This is a genomic window from Pseudomonas sp. EA_65y_Pfl2_P74 (genome assembly GCF_963970575.1).
GTDB lineage: Bacteria > Pseudomonadota > Gammaproteobacteria > Pseudomonadales > Pseudomonadaceae > Aquipseudomonas > Aquipseudomonas baetica_A.
In genome coordinates, this window is record NZ_CAXAOQ010000016.1 from 80,674 (window position 1) to 102,262 (window position 21,589).

Annotated in this window: 17 protein-coding genes and 1 pseudogene; 1 reads left to right on the forward strand and 17 read right to left on the reverse strand. The window is 60.5% G+C overall.

The genetic code is table 11. The features are described from left to right. Positions 1 to 48: 48 nt before the first annotated feature. The 12 genes from AACY18_RS14925 to arcD (AACY18_RS14980) all read right to left on the reverse strand — a co-directional run bounded on the left by AACY18_RS14925 (position 49) and on the right by arcD (AACY18_RS14980) (position 14,689). The gene (locus AACY18_RS14925) at positions 49 to 537 is read right to left on the reverse strand and encodes an RDD family protein (RefSeq protein ID WP_339465249.1); all 489 of its coding nucleotides are present in this window, start codon (positions 535 to 537) and stop codon (positions 49 to 51) included. A gap of 97 nt (positions 538 to 634) precedes the next feature. Beyond that, positions 635 to 847, reverse strand: coding sequence for a cold-shock protein (locus AACY18_RS14930; protein WP_003227496.1), 213 nt, complete (start codon positions 845 to 847; stop codon positions 635 to 637). Positions 848 to 1,252: 405 nt separating this feature from the next. Further along, entirely contained in the window at positions 1,253 to 2,377 is a 1,125-nt protein-coding gene (gene gcvT / locus AACY18_RS14935) for a glycine cleavage system aminomethyltransferase GcvT (RefSeq protein WP_339430970.1), read from the reverse strand. Between the two features lie 41 nt (positions 2,378 to 2,418). Further along, positions 2,419 to 3,795, reverse strand: coding sequence for an L-serine ammonia-lyase (locus AACY18_RS14940; protein WP_339465250.1), 1,377 nt, complete (start codon positions 3,793 to 3,795; stop codon positions 2,419 to 2,421). A 202-nt stretch (positions 3,796 to 3,997) separates the two neighbouring features. Continuing rightward, positions 3,998 to 6,850, reverse strand: coding sequence for an aminomethyl-transferring glycine dehydrogenase (gene gcvP / locus AACY18_RS14945; protein WP_339430968.1), 2,853 nt, complete (start codon positions 6,848 to 6,850; stop codon positions 3,998 to 4,000). Between the two features lie 11 nt (positions 6,851 to 6,861). Continuing rightward, complete coding sequence (gene gcvH, locus AACY18_RS14950) at positions 6,862 to 7,245, reverse strand: glycine cleavage system protein GcvH (RefSeq protein WP_339430967.1); 384 nt, start codon at positions 7,243 to 7,245, stop codon at positions 6,862 to 6,864. A 347-nt stretch (positions 7,246 to 7,592) separates the two neighbouring features. Continuing rightward, positions 7,593 to 9,101 (reverse strand): sigma-54-dependent transcriptional regulator, encoded by a 1,509-nt coding sequence (locus AACY18_RS14955; protein WP_339430966.1) that lies wholly within the window; start codon positions 9,099 to 9,101, stop codon positions 7,593 to 7,595. 199 nt (positions 9,102 to 9,300) lie between these two features. Further along, positions 9,301 to 9,663: a DUF5064 family protein gene (locus AACY18_RS14960; protein WP_339430965.1), complete on the reverse strand. Its 363-nt coding sequence runs from the start codon at positions 9,661 to 9,663 to the stop codon at positions 9,301 to 9,303. A gap of 62 nt (positions 9,664 to 9,725) precedes the next feature. Then, positions 9,726 to 10,655 (reverse strand): carbamate kinase, encoded by a 930-nt coding sequence (gene arcC / locus AACY18_RS14965; RefSeq protein ID WP_339430964.1) that lies wholly within the window; start codon positions 10,653 to 10,655, stop codon positions 9,726 to 9,728. A 191-nt stretch (positions 10,656 to 10,846) separates the two neighbouring features. Further along, a complete protein-coding gene (locus AACY18_RS14970) occupies positions 10,847 to 11,857 on the reverse strand; it encodes an ornithine carbamoyltransferase (RefSeq protein ID WP_339430963.1) in 1,011 nt (336 codons plus the stop codon). Between the two features lie 112 nt (positions 11,858 to 11,969). Beyond that, positions 11,970 to 13,226, reverse strand: coding sequence for an arginine deiminase (arcA, locus tag AACY18_RS14975; protein WP_339465252.1), 1,257 nt, complete (start codon positions 13,224 to 13,226; stop codon positions 11,970 to 11,972). A 35-nt stretch (positions 13,227 to 13,261) separates the two neighbouring features. Further along, a complete protein-coding gene (arcD, locus tag AACY18_RS14980) occupies positions 13,262 to 14,689 on the reverse strand; it encodes an arginine-ornithine antiporter (protein ID WP_339430961.1) in 1,428 nt (475 codons plus the stop codon). A 426-nt stretch (positions 14,690 to 15,115) separates the two neighbouring features. Here arcD (AACY18_RS14980) and arcD (AACY18_RS14985) point away from each other — a divergent pair, with 426 nt between their 5' ends. Beyond that, complete coding sequence (gene arcD, locus AACY18_RS14985; RefSeq protein WP_339430960.1) at positions 15,116 to 16,543, forward strand: arginine-ornithine antiporter; 1,428 nt, start codon at positions 15,116 to 15,118, stop codon at positions 16,541 to 16,543. A gap of 149 nt (positions 16,544 to 16,692) precedes the next feature. Here the strand turns inward: arcD (AACY18_RS14985) and AACY18_RS14990 are convergent, their stop codons facing one another. The 5 genes and pseudogenes from AACY18_RS14990 to AACY18_RS15005 all read right to left on the reverse strand — a co-directional run bounded on the left by AACY18_RS14990 (position 16,693) and on the right by AACY18_RS15005 (position 21,560). Further along, the gene (locus AACY18_RS14990; protein ID WP_339465253.1) at positions 16,693 to 18,042 is read right to left on the reverse strand and encodes a CoA transferase; all 1,350 of its coding nucleotides are present in this window, start codon (positions 18,040 to 18,042) and stop codon (positions 16,693 to 16,695) included. 129 nt (positions 18,043 to 18,171) lie between these two features. Next, the gene (locus AACY18_RS28075; RefSeq protein WP_401159821.1) at positions 18,172 to 18,927 is read right to left on the reverse strand and encodes a methyl-accepting chemotaxis protein; all 756 of its coding nucleotides are present in this window, start codon (positions 18,925 to 18,927) and stop codon (positions 18,172 to 18,174) included. Positions 18,928 to 19,029: 102 nt separating this feature from the next. Continuing rightward, a pseudogene (locus tag AACY18_RS28080) lies at positions 19,030 to 20,310 on the reverse strand (PDC sensor domain-containing protein); the annotation flags it as partial. 187 nt (positions 20,311 to 20,497) lie between these two features. Next, on the reverse strand, positions 20,498 to 20,893 hold the full coding sequence (locus tag AACY18_RS15000) for a YbaN family protein (protein WP_339430957.1): 396 nt from the start codon (positions 20,891 to 20,893) through the stop codon (positions 20,498 to 20,500). 70 nt (positions 20,894 to 20,963) lie between these two features. Continuing rightward, positions 20,964 to 21,560: a biliverdin-producing heme oxygenase gene (locus tag AACY18_RS15005; RefSeq protein WP_339430956.1), complete on the reverse strand. Its 597-nt coding sequence runs from the start codon at positions 21,558 to 21,560 to the stop codon at positions 20,964 to 20,966. Between the last annotated feature and the right edge of the window lie 29 nt (positions 21,561 to 21,589).

Here is a 21,589-nt window from a genome sequence, read left to right on the forward strand (position 1 = left end):
GCTTTCGTGAGCAAGCCCGCTCCCACTTTGGTTTTCGGTCTTTGGAAATTATTTGTGCTTCTTGGGGATCCGGACGATGCGGGTATCGGAATAGATGTCGTGCCAGGTGCGCTTCTGCTTGTCGTACAGCGACCAGAAGAACCCAAGCCCCACGCACAGCCACGAAGCGATCGACACCATGAAGCGCAGCAGCGCCTGCCACAGGCTGATCGCGCTGCCGTCGGCGTTCTGCACACGAATCCCCCACACTTGCATACCCAGCGTCTGCCCGCCGTGGGTCCAGAACTTGGCGAAGAACGCGAACAGCACCAGCAGCAGTACCGTAGAGTAAAGCGGATCGCCATCCATTTTCCCGGCGTCGGTCAGCACGCGCAGGCGTTCTTCACCGATGATTGCCGCCTGGATCAGCTTGTAAACGAATCCGGTGACGATCAGCAAGGCAGTACACAGCAGGAAGTCATAGAACATCGCTGCCAGTCGACGGCCAAGGCCAACGGCAGGAAAGTCGCCCTGGGGAGTGAGCAGATGTTTCGACATGGCAGCCTCTGGACGCAAATGGAAGCGCCATTTTACGGATTCGCGCACACAAAAAAGCCCCTGATATCAATATCAGGGGCTTTTTCGTTACAGAAGATCAGGCTTCTGCTTGTACTTCGTCAGCCTGCATGCCTTTCTGGCCCTGCACAGCAACGAAAGTCACTTTCTGGCCTTCTTTCAGGCTTTTGAAGCCGTTGCCCTGAATGGCACGGAAATGCACGAACAGATCCGGACCGCTTTCTGGAGTGATAAAACCAAAACCTTTCTCGTCGTTAAACCACTTGACGGTACCGCTCTGACGTGTGGACATTTCTTATTTCCTTTGACGCAAAAAATTAATGACAGTCTCCTTCTCATGAAAGAGTACTGGGGCTGGTTGCAGGAGAGTAAGAAGACGTCGAACGGGATGTAGCTAACTTGTAGGCTACTGCCCAGGTCACGATTCCAAGCTGACCCATGCAAACACAGTGGGGAAACTCTACGCCAACTTCGGGAGAAAAAACAAGCCCTGTGAAGTGCCCGGTTTTGCTGAGCCTGCAGGAACTTAATCGGTTGGTTAGTACAGGCTTATATGATGGGCTTGTTCAGTTGTTTTCGAACGTTATAAGCAACGTTCATATTCGAATCGATTGATAGAAGGTGCACTGTTTTATGGCGATTGCGTTACACATTAGTGCACGCATAACGCAATCGCGTTACTTATAGAAACAGTCAATCAGCCGCGATAGTAGCGTTGTGGAACAAATGGCATTTTGCTTACAAGCATTTGCACCTTTTTCCCACGAACAATGGCCCAAACCGGTGTCTCAAGCGTGACATACGCGCTGTCGAGGTAACCCATCGCCAACGGCCCACCCAGGGTCGGTCCGAAGCCGCCACTGCAGACGCTGCCGATGATGTCGCCCGCCTCATTGACGATTTCTGCGCCTTCACGCACCGGGGTGCGTTCCTGCGGCAGCAGGCCGACGCGCTTGCGGGCGACGCCATTGTGTTGCTGTGCGAAAACGTTCGATGCCCCCGGGAAACCGCCGGCCCGCGCGCCATCGGCGCGACGTGGCTTGGAGATCGCCCACAGCAGGCTGGCTTCAATGGGTGTGGTTTGGGTGTTCATGTCGTGACCGTACAGGCACAGGCCGGCTTCCAGGCGTAGCGAATCACGAGCGCCGAGGCCGATGGCCTGAACGTCCGGTTCAGCCAGCAAGGCGCGGGCGAGTTTTTCAGCATCGGCGGCCGGCACCGAGATTTCGAAACCGTCTTCACCGGTGTAACCCGAACGGCTGACAAAGCAGTCGACACCCAGCAGATTGACGCGGGCGAACTGCATAAAGGTCATGTGCGCCACTTGCGGAGCAAGGCGCGCCAGCACGGTAGCGGCCGCCGGACCTTGCAGGGCGAGCAGGGCGCGTTCTTCGAACAGCGCCGTAATGGTGCACTGATCGCCGATGTGTTTTTGCAGGTGAGCCAGATCCTGATCCTTGCACGCGGCGTTGACCACCAGGAACAACTCGTCGTTACCGAGGTTGGCCACCATCAGGTCATCGAGAATGCCGCCGTTGTCATTGGTGAACATCGCGTAACGTTGCATGCCTACTGGCAGATCGATGATGTCTACAGGCACCAACGTTTCCAGGGCCTTGGCGGCATTGGCACCTGTCAGGCGAATCTGGCCCATGTGCGAGACGTCGAACAGTCCGGCCTGCTCGCGGGTGTGCTGGTGTTCCTTCATCACGCCCAGCGGGTATTGCACCGGCATGTCGTAGCCGGCGAATGGCACCATGCGTGCGCCGAGTTCGATGTGCAGAGCGTGCAGCGGGGTTTTCGACAGTTGTTCGGTAGACATCTTCAACTCCTGAAAAATGTGCAGCCGCCGATGCGCAAGCATCAGCATTCGATAATGTTGACCGCCAGACCGCCACGGGCGGTCTCCTTGTATTTGCTTTTCATGTCGGCGCCGGTCTGGCGCATGGTGCGGATGACCTTGTCGAGCGAGACGAAATGCTGTCCGTCGCCACGCATGGCCATGCGCACTGCGTTGATCGCTTTCACCGAGCCCATGGCGTTGCGCTCGATGCACGGCACCTGCACCAGCCCGCCAATCGGGTCGCAGGTCAGGCCGAGGTTGTGTTCCATGCCGATTTCCGCGGCGTTCTCGACTTGCTGCACGCTGCCGTCCAGCACTTCGCACAACGCGCCGGCCGCCATTGAGCAGGCCACGCCGACCTCGCCCTGACAGCCGACTTCGGCGCCTGAGATCGAAGCGTTTTCCTTGTACAGAATGCCAATGGCCGCCGCGGTCAGCAGAAAACGCACCACACCGTCTTCATTGGCGCCGGCAATAAAGCGCATGTAGTAATGCAGCACAGCCGGAATGATCCCCGCCGCACCGTTGGTGGGTGCCGTTACCACGCGTCCGCCATTGGCGTTTTCTTCATTGACCGCCAGCGCATAAAGGTTGACCCAGTCGAGCACTGACAATGGATCGCGCAACGCTGATTCCGGGTTCTTGCACAGTTGCCGATGCAGCGCCGCCGCGCGCCGTTTGACCTTCAAACCACCGGGCAAAATCCCTTCGTTGCGGCAACCCGCCGCCACGCAGTCCTGCATCACTTGCCAGATGTTCAGCAGGCCAGCACGGGTTTGCGCTTCCGGGCGCCAGGCGCTCTCGTTGGTCAGCATCACCTGGCTGATCGACAGGCCATAGGTGCTGCAATGACCGAGCAGGTCCTTGGCGCTTTTGAACGGGAAGGTCAGCGGTGTGGCGTCTTCGACGATGCGATCGGCACCGGCGGCGTCTTCATCGACGACAAAACCCCCACCGACCGAGTAGTACTCGCGGCTGCGGATCTGGATGCCCGCCGCGTCGAACGCACGGAAGATCATGCCGTTAGGGTGATAGGCCAGCGGCTTGCGGATCATCGCCAGGTGTTCTTTCTCGTTGAACGCGATGCTGTGTTCACCGAGCAGATTCAGGCGAGCGTTGCTGCGGATTTCTTGCAGGCGGGCGGCGACGGTTTCGGTGTCGACGGTGTCCGGGTGTTCACCCTCAAGGCCGAGTAACACGGCCTTGTCACTGCCGTGGCCTTTGCCGGTGGCGCCGAGCGAGCCGTACAGCTCGACGCGCACGCTGGCGGTGGCAGTCAGCAGGCTATCCCGGCGCAGCCCTTCAGCGAAGCGCGCAGCGGCGCGCATCGGGCCGACAGTGTGGGAGCTGGAGGGGCCGATGCCAATCTTGAACAGGTCGAACACGCTTAACGACATGAGTGGTTCTCCGGTTTCTTGTTATAGGAATTGGCGAAATATCAGGTTTGTAGCATTGCCTGTGGGAGCGGGCTTGCTCGCGAATTCGGTGGGTCATTCAATACAAATGTGACTGATTCACCGCATTCGCGAGCAAGCCCGCTCCCACATTGGATCTGTGGTGTTGTTGAGAGTGGGGGCAAATAAATGCCCCCACACAGGTTTAAGCGTAGCTTTCGATCGACGGGCAGGCACAGATCAGGTTGCGGTCGCCAAACACGTTGTCGACGCGACCGACCGGCGGCCAGTATTTGCCTTCGATCAACGACGCCACCGGGTACACCGCTTGCTCGCGGCTGTACGGGTGAGTCCACTCGCCAACCAGTTCGGCTGCGGTGTGCGGCGCGTTCTTCAGCGGGTTGTCGTCCTTGTCCAGGGTGCCGTTTTCCACCGCGCGGATTTCTTCGCGGATGCGGATCATGGCGTCGCAGAAGCGGTCCAGTTCTTCTTTGGATTCGCTTTCGGTCGGCTCGATCATCAGCGTGCCGGCAACCGGGAACGACATGGTCGGGGCGTGGAAGCCGAAGTCGATCAGGCGCTTGGCGACGTCATCGACGCTGATGCCGCTGCTGTCTTTCAACGGGCGCAGATCAAGGATGCATTCGTGCGCCACCAGACCGTTGCTGCCGGTGTACAGCACTGGGTAGTGCTCTTCGAGGCGACGGGAAATGTAGTTGGCGTTGAGGATCGCCAGTTGCGAAGCGCGCTTGAGACCCGCGCCGCCCATCATGCGAATGTACATCCAGGTGATCGGCAGAATGCTCGCGCTGCCGAACGGTGCTGCGCAGACCGCGCCTTCCTTGCGCTCCATCTGGGCGTGGCCCGGCAGGAACGGCGTCAGGTGCGACTTGACGCCAATCGGGCCGACGCCCGGGCCGCCACCGCCGTGGGGGATGCAGAAGGTTTTGTGCAGGTTCAGGTGCGAAACGTCGCCGCCGAACTTGCCTGGCGCGCAGAGGCCGACCATGGCGTTCATGTTGGCGCCGTCGATGTACACCTGACCGCCGTTGTCATGAATGATCCCGCAGATTTCGCGGATGCCTTCTTCGAACACGCCGTGGGTCGACGGGTAGGTGATCATCAGCGCGGCGAGGTGTTCGCGGTGCTCGATGGCCTTGGCGCGCAAGTCTTCGATATCGACGTTGCCACGGGCATCGCACGCGGTCACCACCACGCGCATGCCGGCCATGTTGGCGGTGGCCGGGTTGGTGCCGTGGGCGGACGAGGGGATCAGGCAGATGTCGCGGCGCTCGTCGCCACGGCTCTGGTGATAAGCGCGGATCGCCAGCAGGCCAGCGTATTCACCTTGCGAACCGGCGTTCGGTTGCAGCGAGATCGAGTCGTAACCGGTGGCGGCGCAGAGCATCGCTTCCAGCTCAAAGGTCAGTTGCTGATAACCGGCGCTTTGTGCGGCTGGCGCGAACGGGTGCAGGGCGCCGAACTCGGCCCAGGTCACCGGGATCATTTCGCTGGCGGCGTTGAGTTTCATGGTGCACGAGCCCAGCGGGATCATGGTGCGATCCAGTGCCAGGTCCTTGTCCGCCAGTTTGCGCAGGTAGCGCATCAGCTCGGTTTCCGAGTGATAGCGGTTGAACACCGGGTGGCTGAGGATCGGCGACAGGCGTACCAGTGCAGCAGGAATGGTGCTTTGAACCGAAGCGGCAAGAGCAGCGAAGTCCGGCAGGGTCTTGCCGTCGGCGAACAGTCCCCACAGGGTTTCGATGTCAGCCGACGTGGTGGTTTCGTCGACCGACAGACCGATACGCTGAGCATCGACGACGCGCAGGTTGATCTGCTGGGCGTGAGCCTTGTCGTGCAGCGCGGCGGTTAGCGCGCCAGTGGCCAGAGTCAGGGTGTCGAAGAAGCTTTCCTGCTCGACCTTCTGGCCCAGCGCGGTCAGACCCTTGGCGAGGATCGCGGTCAGGTGATGCACGCGGTTGGCTATCTGGGTCAGGCCTTTCGGGCCGTGGTAGACGGCGTACATGCTGGCGATGTTGGCCAGCAGCACTTGCGCGGTGCAGATGTTGGAGGTGGCCTTCTCGCGACGGATGTGTTGCTCGCGGGTCTGCATCGCCAGACGCAGCGCTGGCTTGCCGAAACGGTCAACCGACACACCGACCAGACGGCCCGGCATGTCGCGCTTGTACGCATCTTTCGTCGAGAAGTAAGCCGCGTGCGGGCCACCGAAGCCCAGCGGCACGCCGAAACGTTGAGCGCTGCCGATCGCAACGTCAGCGCCGAACTCGCCTGGAGCGGTCAGCAGGGTCAGGGCCAGCAGGTCGGCCGCCACGGCCACCAACGCGTTGGCCGCGTGGAAGCGTTCGGTCAGTTCGCGGTAATCGAACACATCACCGTTGCTGGCCGGGTATTGCAGCAGCGCACCGAAGAATGGGGTGACGTCGGTCAGTTCACGCTCATCGCCCACCACCACGTCAATGCCCAGCGGCTCGGCACGGGTGCGCAGCACGTCGAGGGTTTGCGGGTGGCTGTGGATCGAGGCGAAGAAAGCGTGGCTGCCCTTGTTCTTGCTCAGGCGTTTGCAGAACGTCATGGCTTCGGCAGCGGCGGTGGCTTCGTCGAGCAGCGAGGCGTTGGCGATCGGCAGGCCGGTGAGGTCGCTGATCAGGGTCTGGAAGTTCAGCAGCGCTTCGAGACGGCCCTGGGAAATTTCTGGCTGGTATGGGGTGTAAGCGGTGTACCAGGCCGGGTTTTCCAGCAGGTTACGCAGGATCGGCGACGGCGTGTGGCAGTTGTAGTAGCCCTGGCCGATGTAGGTTTTGAACAACTGGTTTTTGCCGGCGATGGATTTGATCATCGCCAGGGCGTCGGCTTCGCTCAGGCCGTCGTCCATGCCGAGCACGCTGGTGCCCTTGATGCTTTCCGGGATGACGCTGGCGCTCAGGGCTTCAAGCGAATCGAAGCCGAGGCTGTTGAGCATGGCTTGTTCGTCACCGGCGCGCGGGCCAATGTGACGGGCGATGAATTCGTTGGCGGTGCCAAGGTTTACTTGAGTCATGTCGATTGTCCTCAGGCTTCGGCTTGGGCTTTGATCAGGCGGTCGTAGGCGTCTTGATCGAGCAGTTTGGCGACGGCCGAAGCATCGGCTGGCTGGAAGCGGAAGAACCAGCCTTCGCCCAGCGGATCTTCGTTGACCAGCTCAGGGCTGTCTTCCAGCGCTGGGTTGGTGGCCAGGACTTCACCGTCGAGGGGCATGTACACGCCACTGGCGGCTTTCACTGACTCCACGGTGGCGGCTTCAGCGCCTTTTTCGTAAGTCTGCAGCTCAGGCAGTTGCACGAACACCACGTCGCCCAGGGCGTTCTGCGCGAAAGCCGTGATGCCGACAGTGACGCTGCCGTCGGCTTCAGTGCGCAGCCATTCGTGATCTTCAGTAAAACGCAACTCGCTCATGGAAACTCCTCAGGGGGCCAGACTCGTCTGGTGGACGCGGTGGAAGGCTGGGGCGGTAAAGCCCTTATTGATGAAGGGTTCGTTAGCAAGAATGCGGCCAATGTTGATTTATCGTTATAAATCAATGTCTTGAACGTTTTGTGTTGATTGAGTGATGGCGCGTCTGTAGCGAAATCGCTACAGCGTAGGGCAAGGAAAAAAGCTTAACGGGATCAAAGCCTTGCACAGCGGTGATCAGAGGAGTGTGTAGCGATATCGTTCCGCTGTAGCGCTTTCAGTACAGATGCAGGTCGTTTTTGAGCGGATTTTACAATCCGGAGCATTACCCCTGTGGGAGCGGGCAAGGCTTAAAGTTTGTTGGGGATGCCGTACTTGCGCAGTCGATGGGCGATGGCCGTGTGCGAGGTTTGCAGGCGACTGGCCAGTTGGCGGGTCGAGGGGTAGCTGACGTAGAGTTTTTCCAGCAGCGATTTCTCGAAGGCTTCGACCGCTTGTTCGAGGCTGTCGACGTCGCTGTCGGTCTGACGCGCGACCGAGGTCCCGGCGATGTCGAGGTCGCCGATATCCACCAGACTGCTTTCGCAAATCGCGGCGGCGCGGAAAATCACGTTCTGCAACTGGCGGACATTGCCCGGCCAGCGGTTGCCGAGCAGCGCCGGGTAAGTACCGGGGGCGAGGCGACAGACCGGGCGCTGAATCTGCGCACACGCCTGCTGCATGAAATAACGCGCCAGCAACAGAATGTCCTGACCGCGCTCTCGCAGCGGCGGCACTTCGACGTTAAGCACGTTGAGGCGATAGAACAGGTCTTCGCGAAACAGCCCCTCGCTGACCATTTTTTCCAGATCGCGGTGGGTGGCGCTGAGGATGCGTACGTTGACCTTGACCTCGCGATCACCGCCGACCCGGCGGAAGCTGCCGTCATTCAGGAAACGCAGCAGTTTTGCCTGCAAGTACGGCGACATCTCGCCGATCTCGTCGAGGAACACCGTGCCCTGGTTGGCCAGTTCCATCAGCCCCGGTTTGCCACCGCGTGCCGCGCCAGTAAAGGCACCAGGGGCGTAGCCGAACAGTTCGCTTTCGGCGAGGTTTTCCGGCAGGGCCGCGCAGTTGAGTGCGAGAAACGGCGCGCTGTGCCGCGCACTGATGGCGTGGCAGGCGCGGGCCACCAGCTCTTTGCCGGTGCCGGTTTCGCCCTGGATCAGCAACGGCGCATCAAGGGCGGCAACGCGCTGTGCGCGAGCCTTGAGGGTGCGGATTGCCGGGGATTCGCCAAGCAGCGCGTCGAACCCTTCGGCGTGGTCGTGGTGCAGCGCCGAGAGCTGTTCGCCGATGCGGTTGGGTTGATACAGGGTGAGCAGGGCGCCGGCGTCAGTGATCGGCGTGGCGTCGAGTAATAGCGTCTGGCCGTTGACGGTGATCTCGCGCAGCGGCAGGCGGAAGCCGTTTTCGAGCAACGTGTCGAGCAGGCCCGGATCGCTGAACAGCTCAGCGACAGTTTCACCGGCCGGTTCGCGACCGTACAACGCAATCAATGCCGGGTTGGCCAGCAGCACCTTGCCGGCACTGTCGAGGGCCAGCACCGGGTCAGTCATCGCCGCGAGCAGCGCATCAAGCTGCAAGTGCCGACGCTGGCCCGGGAGGATGTCGACCACTTTCACCGCTTGCACACCGTGCACGCTGAACAGCGCGTCACGCAGTTCTTCCAGCACCTCAGGGCTCAACGTCGGGGCGTCGATGTAGACGTTCGGCGGGATCATTTCCACCGCATCCAGATTGAGATTGCGCCCGCCGAGCAGGGCCAGGACTTCCTGGGTTATGCCGACGCGGTCGATGAAGCTGACGTGGATACGCATGGGGCGGTTCAGTGTTCTGCAATGCGGAGGGTGGCAAGTATGCCTTGGGGCGGGGCAATGGTGAAATCGGCGGCGATTTTCCGGTCGATCTGGTTGCCCTGTGGGAGCGGGCCTGCTCGCGAATGCCGTGGCTCAGCCACATTGATATCGCCGGACACGACGTCGTCGCGCGCGAGCCCTCTCCCACAGGAACGCCGGGTTATTCGAGGTGTTCGGGCTTCACCGGGTCCCCGGATTTCATATTCAACTGCGCCCGTACATCTTCAAACATCGCGTCGTAGTGCTTGTGCACCGAGCCAATGCTGGCATGCGTCTTGGGAATCCCGTACTTCTCGGCAATTCTGGTCATGTCTCTGGCGAAGTTGTAAGCCTGATCCTTGGGCAGGAAGAACGTCTCTTTCATGTCCTTGCCCTGAATGCTGCCGTGCATTGTGAACTGCATTCCTTTGCCCTCTTTGGGATCGGTGAACACTTCGTAGTCAAGGCACAGGTCGTAGCTGACATCGTCCTTGTTCAGCGCGTGCCGTTCGATGTGCAGATGACCGGGTACAAACTGGGCCATGGATCTCTCCTTTCAAGGCATGGGAGAAGGGCAGACCTTACGCCTGCCCCCGGAGTTTCTGATTATCGATAAGTGATACCGGGTTTCGCTGTACTGACTCGCGTACCCGCATTGCCCTGGACAATCGCTTCGATGTCCGCCAGCGAGCCGATCACGGCGACCTTGCCAGTATGGCGGGCGAATTCGCAGGCTGCCTGTACCTTGGGCCCCATGGAGCCGGCGGCAAAGCCCAGGCGCTCCAGTTCGTCCGGATGCGCTTGGGCGATGGCTTTCTGGCTGGGTTTGCCGAAGTCGATGAACGTGGCGTTGACGTCGGTGGCGATCACCAGCAAATCCGCGTCCAGTTGTTCGGCCAACAGCGAGGAGCATAGATCCTTGTCGATCACCGCCTCGATGCCCTTGAGTTTGCGGTGTTCGTCATAGAGGGTCGGGATGCCGCCACCACCGGCGCAAATCACGATGCTGCCCTTTTCCAGCAGCCACTTGATCGGGCGGATCTCGAAGATGCGTTTGGGCCGAGGACTGGCCACCACACGGCGGTATTTATCGCCGTCCGGTGCAATCGCCCAGCCTTTTTCAGCGGCGAGTTTTTCCGCTTCAGCCTTGTCGTAAACCGGGCCGATGGGTTTGCTCGGGTTCTGGAACGCCGGGTCGTTGGCGTCGACTTCGACTTGGGTCAGCAGGGTGGCGAACGGCACTTCGAAGTCCAGCAGATTGCCGAGTTCCTGTTCGATGATGTAGCCGATCATGCCTTCGGTTTCGGCACCGAGCACGTCCAGCGGGTACGGGCTGACGGAGGTATAGGCCGCCGCTTGCAACGACAGCAGGCCGACTTGTGGGCCATTGCCGTGGGCGATGACCAATTGATTGCCGGGATGGATCCTGGCGATTTGTTCGGCGGCGACGCGGATGTTGGCGCGCTGATTGTCAGCGGTCATCGGCTCGCCACGGCGAAGCAGGGCGTTACCGCCCAACGCTACGACGATACGCATGGTGCAGTCCTTCTCAGACAGAGGAATGGCAAACGACTCGATCTTGCTGTCGGAACCGGGCCCTTGTGGGAGGGGGCTTGCTCTCGAAGGCGGTGTGTCAGGCTCCATCAATGTCGCCTGATATCGCCCCTTCGCGAGCAAGCCCGCTCCCACATTTACAGCCGGTTTCTTCAGTGAGAGCGGGCCGGGTCTTAGAGATCAGCCAGCGTCGACACCAGAATCGCCTTGATGGTGTGCATGCGGTTTTCCGCTTGCTCGAAGGCGATGTTGGCCGGGGATTCGAAGACGTCTTCGGTCACTTCAACGCCATTGGCCAGGTGCGGATAGCGCGCGGCGATGTCTTTACCGACCTTGGTTTCGCTGTTGTGAAACGCCGGCAGGCAGTGCATGAATTTCACGCGCGGGTTGCCGGAGGCTTTCATCATTTGGGGGTTGACCTGGTACGGCAGCAGTTGCTCGATGCGCTCGTCCCAGGCGTCCACCGGCTCACCCATCGACACCCAGATGTCGGTGTGGATGAAGTCGACGCCCTTGACCGCTTCTTTCGGGTCTTCGGTGATGGTGATGCGTGCGCCGCTTTCTTCGGCGAACGCCATGCACTGGGCGATGAAGTCAGCGTGCGGCCACAGCGCTTTCGGCGCGGCGATGCGCACGTCCATGCCGAGCTTGGCGCCGATCATCAACAGCGAGTTGCCCATGTTGTAGCGAGCGTCGCCGAGGTAGGCGTAGCTGATCTCGTGCATTGGCTTGTCGCTGTGTTCACGCATGGTCAGCGCGTCGGCGATCATTTGCGTCGGGTGGAATTCGGCGGTCAAACCATTGAACACCGGCACACCGGCAAACTTGGCCAGCTCTTCGACGATTTCCTGCTCAAAGCCACGGTATTCGATGGCGTCGAACATCCGGCCGAGAACGCGGGCGGTGTCTTTCATGCTTTCTTTGTGGCCGATCTGCGACGACACCGGATCGATGTAGGTGACGTGGGCACCCTGGTCGTGGGCCGCGACTTCGAATGCGCAGCGGGTGCGGGTCGAGGTTTTTTCGAAGATCAGCGCGATGTTCTTGCCTTGCAGGTGTGGACGCTCGGTGCCGGTGTACTTGGCCCGTTTGAGGTCGCGGGACAGGTCGATCAGGTAGTTGATCTCGCGAGTGGTGTGGTGCATCAAACTCAGCAAGCTGCGGTTGCGCATATTAAAAGCCATGATGGATCTCCTTGCCCGACACTGGGAAAGCGACTGCAGGCTGTGCGCCTTCGCCTTGTCTTTCCTGCGCTCGCTACGCGTTCACAGCGTCGGGTCGTCATTAGTCAAAAAATTAATAGTCGATCGGGTCGCGGATGATCGGGCAGGTCATGCAGTGGCCGCCGCCACGACCACGGCCCAGTTCCCCGGCACTGATGGTGATGACCTCAACGCCCGCCTTGCGCAGCAGGGTGTTGGTGTAGGTGTTGCGGTCATAGCCGATGACCACGCCCGGCTCCACGGCTACCACGTTGTTGCCGTCATCCCATTGCTCGCGTTCGGCGGCAAAGCTGTTGCCGCCGGTTTCCACCACACGTAGCGCTTTGAGGTTGAGGGCTTTGGCCACGGTGTCGAGGAAGCTCGATTCTTCGCGGCGGATATCGATGCCGCCCTGTTTGCTTTCGTCAGGTCGCAGAGTGAACGCCACGATCTGGTTGACCACTTCCGGGAATATCGTCACCAGGTCGCGGTCGCAGAAGCTGAACACGGTGTCCAGGTGCATCGCTGCGCGGGACTTCGGCAGGCCGGCCACGATGACTTTCTCCACGGCTTTGTTCTTGAACAGGTTCAGCGCCAGTTGGCCGATGGCCTGGCGAGAAGAACGCTCGCCCATGCCGATCAGAACGACACCGTTGCCGATCGGCATGACGTCGCCGCCTTCAAGGGTCGCGCTGCCGTGATCCTTGTCCGGGTCGCCGTACCAGATCTCGAAATCGGCGTTGGTGAATTGCGGGTGGAATTTGTAGATGGCGGTGGCCAGCAGGGTTTCCTGACGACGCGCCGGCCAGTACATCGGGTTCAGCGTCACGCCACCGTAGATCCAGCATGTGGTGTCGCGGGTGAACTGGGTGTTGGGCAGCGGCGGCAGAATGAAGCTGGAGTGGCCGAGGAAGTCGCGGAACATCTGAATGGTCTTGCCACCGAAGCTGTCCGGCAGGTCATCAGCGGAGACGCCGCCGATCAGGTATTGGGCAATGTGCCGTGGTTCGAGGCTGTGCAGCCAGGACTTCACTTCGCTGATCAGGCCCAGGCCCACCGAATCGGCGGTGACCTTGCGGTCGAGGATCCAGTCCAGTGCCTCAGGGATGGCGACGATATCGGTCAGCAGGTTGTGCATTTCCAGCACGTCGATCTCGCGTTCACGCATCTTGGTGACGAAGTCGAAGTGGTCGCGTTTGGCCTGGGCGACCCACAGCACGTCGTCGAACAGCAGTTCATCGCAGTTGTTCGGGGTCAGCCGCTGATGGGCCAGACCTGGGGAGCAAACCATGACTTTGCGCAGTTTGCCGGCTTCGGAATGGACGCCGTACTTAACTTTTTCCGTGGTCATTTCAGTGATCCTCCAGATAACAAATCAATCAGGTGCTACAGAGTCAGGAAGCCGTCATACAGGCCGTAGGCTGCCACCAGGGCACCGACGACCACCGAGGCGAAAATCAGCTTCTCGACGTTCGTGAAAACAACTTGTTTGAGTTCCAGTTTGGCCTTGGCGAACAGGATCGCGCCGGGGGCGTAGAGCAGGGCCGAGAGCAGCAGGTACTTGATCCCGCCGGCATACAGCAGCCAGACCGCATAGATCACGGCGATCGCGCCGATGATCAGATCCTTGCGCCGTTCAGCGGCGAAGCCTTGGTAGGTTTCGCCGCGCACCGCCAGCAGCAGGGCATACGCCGCCGACCACAGGTAGGGCACCAGAATCATCGACGTGGCGAGGTAGATCAGCGACAGGTAAGTGCTGGCCGAGAACAGGGTGATGATCAGGAAAACCTGCACCATCGCGTTGGTCAGCCACAAGGCGTTGACCGGGACGTGGTTGGCGTTCTCCTTGCGCAGGAACGCCGGCATGGTGTGGTCTTTGGCGGCGGCGAACATGATCTCTGCGCACAGCAGCACCCACGACAGCAGCGCCCCCAGCAGCGAGATGATCAGGCCGACGCTGATCAGCACTGCACCCCAGTGACCGACCACATGTTCAAGCACGGCGGCCATCGACGGGTTCTGCAGTTTGGCCAGTTCCGGCTGAGTCATGATGCCCAGCGACAGCACGTTCACCAGCACCAGAAACAGCAGCACGGTGATGAAGCCGATCACGGTGGCCTTACCGACGTCGGAACGTTTTTCCGCCCGCGCCGAGAAGATGCTCGCGCCTTCGATGCCGATGAACACCCACACGGTGACCAGCATCATGTTGCGCACCTGGTTCATCACGCTGCCCAGATCAGGGTTTTTCACGCCCCAAATGTCAGCAGTGAAGATGTCCAGTTTGAACGCGAAGACGGCGATCAATACAAACAGCAGCAGTGGCACCACCTTGGCGACGGTGGTCACCAGGTTGATGAACGCCGCTTCCTTGATCCCGCGCAGCACCAGAAAGTGCACCGCCCACAGCAGCACGGACGCGCCGATCACCGCGGCGACGGTATTGCCCTCGCCAAACACCGGAAAAAAGTAACCGAGCGTGCTGAACAGCAAAACAAAGTAGCCGACGTTACCCAGCCAAGCGCTGATCCAGTAACCCCAGGCCGACGAGAACCCCATGTAATCGCCGAATCCGGCCTTGGCGTAGGCGTACACGCCGCCGTCCAGGTCAGGCTTGCGATTGGCGAGGGTTTGGAAAACAAAAGCGAGGGTGAGCATGCCGACAGCGGTAATGGCCCAACCGATCAGCACCGCACCGACGTCGGCACTGGCGGCCATGTTTTGTGGCAAAGAGAATATCCCGCCACCGATCATTGATCCGACTACCAAGGCAACCAATGCGCCTAATCGTAGTTTTCCGGGAGTTTCAGACATTGCATGACTCCATTGCAGGAGAGAAGAGATCACAGCGTAGTTCTGTTATCTGTTCAAACTGCTGACGTGGATCAGTTGAAGGTCACATTTCATTGTTAATGAATGACTTACGAAATGACTGATGGCATAAAGCTTTCGCCGGAAAGTCCCGTTCCAGAGGCTTTCGATCAATATGATTGAGAATTGTCCTTGTTTCTTTGGAGCTATGACGCTAGTTCTTTTTCAGGGTTTGGCAAATTTCAGCATCTGTTTTCAGTACAGAATCGAATAATCCGGATCAGCGCGTAGAAAGTGCACGGCCGTTTTCTATAAAAGGCGCTAATCGGTGTTATTCAATAAACGTAATTGCGCTTTACCCGTTTAGTTAAATAGCGACTATGTGATGAGTGAGCGGCCACCGTCGATCCGGGAAAAAGGAAGATTGAAATGTCGCAACCGACGCAAAAGCTGCAACTGGGGGCGTTGATCGCCCTGGTGGTGGGTTCGATGATTGGCGGGGGAATTTTTTCCCTGCCGCAGAACATGGCGGCGCACGCCGATGCCGGGGCGATTCTGATCGGCTGGGGGATCACCGCGATCGGCATGTTGACCCTGGCGTTCGTGTTCCAGACCCTGGCCAATCGCAAGCCCGAACTGGACTCAGGCGTTTATGCCTATGCCAAGGCCGGATTTGGCGACTACATGGGGTTTTCCTCGGCGTGGGGTTACTGGATCAGCGCGTGGCTGGGCAACGTCGGTTATTTCGTTCTGCTGTTCAGCACCCTCGGCTACTTCTTTCCGGTGTTCGGCCAGGGCAACACGCCCATCGCTATCGGCTGCGCGTCGGTGCTGCTGTGGGGCGTGCATTTTCTGGTGCTGCGCGGGATCAAGGAGGCGACGTTCATCAATCAGGTGACCACGGTGGCCAAGATTGTGCCGCTGATCCTGTTCATCGTCATCGCCGCCCTGGCGTTCAAGGCTGACATCTTCACCCGTGATATCTGGGGCCACAGCAATCCGAGTTTCGGCGGGGTGATGGATCAGGTACGCAACATGATGCTGGTGACGGTGTTCGTGTTCATCGGCATCGAGGGCGCCAGCGTGTACTCGGCGCGGGCGCAGAAACGCAGCGACGTTGGCCGTGCCACGGTGATCGGTTTCATCGGTGTGCTGGCGCTGCTGGTGCTGGTCAACGTGTTGTCGCTGGGGATCATGAGCCAGCCGGAACTGGCGACCCTGCAGAACCCGTCACTGGCGGCGGTGCTGGAACACATCGTCGGGCCGTGGGGCGCGTTGCTGATCAGCATTGGCCTGGCGGTCTCGTTGCTGGGCGCATTGCTGTCGTGGGCGTTGCTCTGTGCCGAAATTCTTTTCGCCACGGCCCGGGACAAGACCATGCCGGCGTTCCTGAAAAAGGAAAACGCCAACCATGTACCGGTCAATGCGTTGTGGCTGACCAACGTGATGATCCAGATTTTCCTGTTGATCACGCTGTTTTCGGCCGGCACCTACACCCGTCTGATTTATCTGGCGTCGTCGATGATTCTGGTGCCGTACCTGTGGTCGGCCGCCTACGCCGTGCTGTTGAGCGGACGCGGCGAAACCTACGAACACGCCTCGGCCGAGCGCACCAAGGACCTGCTGATCGGTGGCATCGCCCTGTGTTATGCGGTGTGGTTGTTGTACGCCGGCGGGGTGAAATATCTGCTGCTGTCGGCGCTGTTGTATGCGCCGGGGGTGATCCTGTTTGCCAAGGCCAAGCATGAACAGGGCGAGCCGCTGTTCACCCCTGTCGAGAAGGGGATTTTCACCTGCGTGATCATTGGCGCGGGGCTGGCGGCTTACGGCTTGTACAGCGGGGTGCTGTCGTTGTGAGGCTGACGAGCCGCACAGATTGACCCTGAATCGCAGGTGTCGGTGCGGCCGTCTTCTCGAGCAAGCCCGCACACACACTCAATCGCGTTCCGTCAGAAGAAACTCGGTCAAATGTGGGCGCGGGCTTGCTCGCGAAGGGGCCCGAAAGTTCATCGCCACTGCGCTTGATGCGAACCCAGTTCGGTGGCCGGCAACGCCCACTGCAGCGGTGTGCCGCTGATCTTCACCGGCACTTGCACGCGATGCGCCGGCCCCCACGGGGTCTGTTCCACGAGCAGGCCCTTATCCTGATCATCTTCGGCGCGTAGCGCTTCATCGGTGCCCCGTCCATGCTCGATCAACAGCTTCGCCGTACGCGCCAGCGACAACCGTGCCGATCCTGCGCGACCACTGCGCAACCGTTCGCTGAGCAAGGTGATCGTACTCGCCGCCATCAGATAACCGGTCGCGTGATCCAGCGCCTGCACCGGTAAAGGCGTCGGTTTGTCTGCGTGCTGCCAGCGCTGTCCCGCCTCGGCGATGCCGCTGCTCATTTGCACCAGGCTGTCAAAGCCGCGGCGGTTGTGCCACGGGCCGCTCCAGCCATAGGCATTGAGGCCGACGTCGATCAGCCCCGGCGCCAGTTGCCGCCGCCGCTCAACGCCAAACCCAAGGTTCTCCAACGCATCGGCGCGGTAGCCGTGCAGCAGAATGTCGGCGTCCTGCAATAACGTCTCGAACACCGCGCGATCCGCCGGCACCTGCAAATCCAGGCGGGCGCAGCGCTTGCCGAGCGTCACCTCCGGCACAACCCCGGGTTCGTTCCAGGTCGGTGGATCAATACGCAGCACGTCGGCGCCGAGACCGGCGAGGAACCGGCTGGCGGTCGGGCCGGCGAGTACGCGGGTCAGGTCCAGAACCTTGATCCCGGCCAACGGTTGCGCCACCGAGCCCTGCCAGGGTTTGCCGCATGGGTGCTGATCGCAGATGAAATGGACGAGCGGCTCGGCATTCACCGCCAACCCTTGCGGATGCTGTTGCCACTGCGCCCAGTTGCGCATCTGCGCGGCACAGCCCTTGGCGTCAACGACTGCTTGCTCCAGATCCTGGCTGTTCCATTGCGCGACTTTTGCGGCCATCGCTGCACGATCGGCACAGATACCCAGCACGCTCTCAGCGGCAGCACGATGATGCGGGGCGTTGGTGTGCAGGCGAATCCAGCCGTCCCGGGTGGCATAGTCACCGGCGATGGGGTCCCACAGCGGCGGCACTTGCCAGCCAATCGGGCGCAGCGAGGTGGCGAACCAGAACGAGGCTAACCGGCGGTCGACTTCAACGGCCGGCAAACGGCCCGTCTGTTGATTGAGCAATTGGCTGATGGCCTGCCCGGCAACGGCAATGCTGGCGCAGGCCAGGTCGGTCACGGCGAACGCCGAGGGCAGGGCGCCACTGGCGGTGAAGGCAATCGGCGTGTGCGGCAGGCCGAGTGCGGCTTGAATGGACGTGAGTAAATCAGTCATCGAAGGCCCTCCGGAGCGAGAGGGCGATGATAGTGCAAAACGTTGTCTGGTCAGATGAAAGTGCTGACGGATGAACGCTGACCCTGTGGGAGCGGGCAAGCCCGTTCCCACAGGTGGCCGTGGCGATGTTCAGACGCGGAACTGATCCATCAACTTCATCTGCTGGCTGGCCAGGGCATTGAGCTGGCTGCTGATTGCCGCCGATTCAGTGGCTTGCTCGGTCAAGGTTTCAGTCACCGTACGGATCGCCGAAACGTTGCGATTGACCTCTTCGGCCACGGCGCTTTGCTGTTCGGCGGCGCTGGCGATTTGCAGGTTCATGTCGCTGATCACGGTCACCGCATCGCTGATCTTGCCCAGCGCATCCACAGCCTGACGAATCTGCCCGGCGTTGTTGTGCGCCTGGGTCTGGCTTGAATGCATGGTCGCGACCACGCCACGGGTGCCGGTCTGGATGCGTTCGATGACCACGCGAATTTCTTCCACCGAGTCCTGGGTACGTTTGGCCAGGTTGCGCACCTCGTCTGCCACCACCGCAAAGCCGCGACCGCTCTCACCGGCGCGGGCCGCTTCGATGGCAGCGTTGAGGGCTAGCAGGTTGGTCTGTTCGGCGATGCTGCGGATCACTTCCAGCACCGAGCCGATCTGCTCGCTGTTGACCGCCAACTCCTCGACTTCGGTCACCGCTTTGCTGACTTCGTCGGCCAGTTGGCTGATATCGCGGGTGCTGCGTTCGATGATCGACATACCGTCCTTCGCCGACTGGTCGGCTCCTTTCGCCGCATTGGCCGCGTTCGAGGCACTGTTGGCAACATCGTGGGCGGTGGCGCTCATTTCGTTGGACGCGGTGGCGACCTGGTCGATTTCGCGGAACTGCACCTGCATGCCTTCACTGGTCTGGCGGGCAATTTCCGAGGACTGATCAGCGGTGCCACGGGCTTCGGTGATGCTCTGCTTGATCTGAGCGATGGTCGGTTGCAGTTTGTCGAGGAAACGGTTGAACCAGTTCACCAGCTCGCCCAGTTCATCCTTCTTGGTGTAGTCCAGACGTTGAGTCAGATCGCCTTCGCCGCTGGCAATGTTTTTCAGCATCTGGGCGACGCTGTTGATCGGGCGGGTGACGCCCGAAGCGGTGAGCCAGATCAGCAGCAGGCCGATCACGCCGGCCACAACGGCCACCAACAGCGCCGTGATCATGCCGGTTGTGTGCGCCTCATCCAGCACTGCTTGCAGCTTGACCGCGTCGGCCAGCAACACTTGTTTGGGCAGATCAATGACCACGCCCCAGGCCCGGGAGTTGCCGATCGGATCGACCGGATACACCGCACGGATCAGGTCGCCCTGTTCGAGAATCTTCGGTGTGCCGCTGCCGATCAGTTGCAGCACGTCTTTGCCATCGGCACCGAGGGTGTCGATGATCGTCTTGCCGACCTTGGTGGCGTCGGCACTGTCGGCCCCCAGCACACCGCTGCCCGAGACAATCAGTATGTGCCCGGCGTTGTTGAACAAGTCACGCTGGGAGTCCACTGCGGCGGCCTGCAGGGCGTTGAGGGCGATGTCGACACCGACCACGCCGATGGCTTTGCCGTCGACGATCAAGGGCACGGAAATGGTCGTCATGAGCATTTCCTTGCCGCCGACAGTGTCGGCATACGGGTCGAGCAGGCAGGTACGCTTGTTGTCGCGAGGGCAGGTGTACCAACTGTTGTACGGCGTACCGCTGACACTCAGCGTGGTTTTGGTCATGTCTTCTTCGACCATGACCGTGTTCAGCGCCGAGCCGGCGGCGCGGCTCCAGTAACTGGCAAACCGTCCGGCTTCGTTGGATTGACGGGCGGCGTCATTGGCGAACTCGCCGTCCTTGCCGTCCAGCGCGTTGGGTTCGAATGCCAGCCAGATGCCGAGCACTTTGTCGTTGCGCTCGAAGGCCGTTTTCAGGCTCTGGTTCAACTCTTCACGCAGCGCGCCAGCCTCCAGCGAACGCTTGGCGGCCATCACGCGCATGTCCTTGATCTGGTCGGCAAGCGCCGTGATCACGGTCAGGCTTTCGCCGAAGGTTTTCTGCACACGCACCGCTTGCTCGGCGGCTTTGGCTTGCAGCAGGTTCTCCACGCTGGCGGTGAGCATCTTGCTGCTGGAGTGGCTGAGCAGTTTGTCGTTCTGGTTGGTCTGGTAAATGTTCATGCCGACGATCAGCGCGACCACACCGAGCAGGCACAAACCAGAGAGCAGGACGATTTTCAGGCGAATGGAAAGAGAGTCGAACATGGGCGTTCTCGCGAATGAATGAGCGGTTGGCCACGGCGGGAGTGACCCTGATCGCCAAATCCATTCAGCGCCTTTCAATGCACATCGGCGCGAGGCGGGGGCGCATGAGGGCAGTGTCGACGAACGGTCATCGTTAAACGTTTGCGCAGGAGAATGTGCCGAAAAAAGGCTTGATTACAGGGAAGTTTCAGCGTGGTGACGGGGTGGTTTCCGGTCGCGACCAGATCCACAGGTTGCCCAGGCTCATCCCGGCAATGGCCAGATAGACCGGCCAGCCGTGATCGAGCAGCACCAGCATCAACGTCGCACACAGCAGCATGCTGATCGTGGCGCTGACCTTGGCCTTGCGCGCAATGATCTTGCCGTTGCGCCAATTGCTCAGGATCGGTCCGAACAGCCGATGGTTCTCCAGCCAGGCGCTCAGGCGCGGCGAACTGCGGGTCGCCGCCCAGGCCGCGAGCAGGATGAACTCGGTGGTCGGCAGGCCGGGCACGACGATGGCGATCAGGCCGATGCCGAGGCTGACATAGGCCAAGAGGCCGAACAGCAGGCGGGCGAGTTTGGAGGAGGCGGGTGGCGGCATGGGCTCAGCGCGTGGTTTATGAAGCTGGATCGGGATCTTACAGGCTTATGCAACTCCCAGAGGGGAAGTGTCAGGCCATTTCTGCTTCAGTCGCATAAGCCCGTTCCAGCAGCACGGTGAAGCGGTTAAAGGCGTCGATTGCGCCTTGCTCCACGTCGGCCTCTTGCTCTGCGGTGAACACCAATGAGTCGAGGGTTTTGACGAAACGCTTCCAGCCTTCGGCGCGTCCACCTTGCGGTTCACCCAAGTGACGGGCACCAAAGGTTTCGCTCAATTGCAGCGCCTCGGCGCGTTTGATCAAAAACGCCGCGCCGAGTTTGGAACCTTCGCAGACGAAGAGCCAGCCCAGGGCGCGGGCCTTGCTCGGATTTTTCAGCGCGCCGGCCACTGGGGCCGGCACGTCGGTGTGCAGATCCGCCAGGTCAGCCTTGGCCGCTTCGGCGCGGCACCGAGCCGGCAAGTCAGCCATGATCGCGGTCAGTTCGGCATCGTTGTACAGCTCAACCAGTTCCGACTGGAACAGGTACTGCGCAATGACAAAACGGGCGAAGTTGGCGCGGGTTTCGAACGGTGCGTGGGCTTTGACCAGCGCGTCGAGCTTGGTGTGCGGTGCGTGAGTGATCTGGTTCAGGCGTTGCGAACGCAGGGCTTTTCCCGAAGGGGTCATGAGTTGTCCTTGATAGAAGAGGCGCTTGA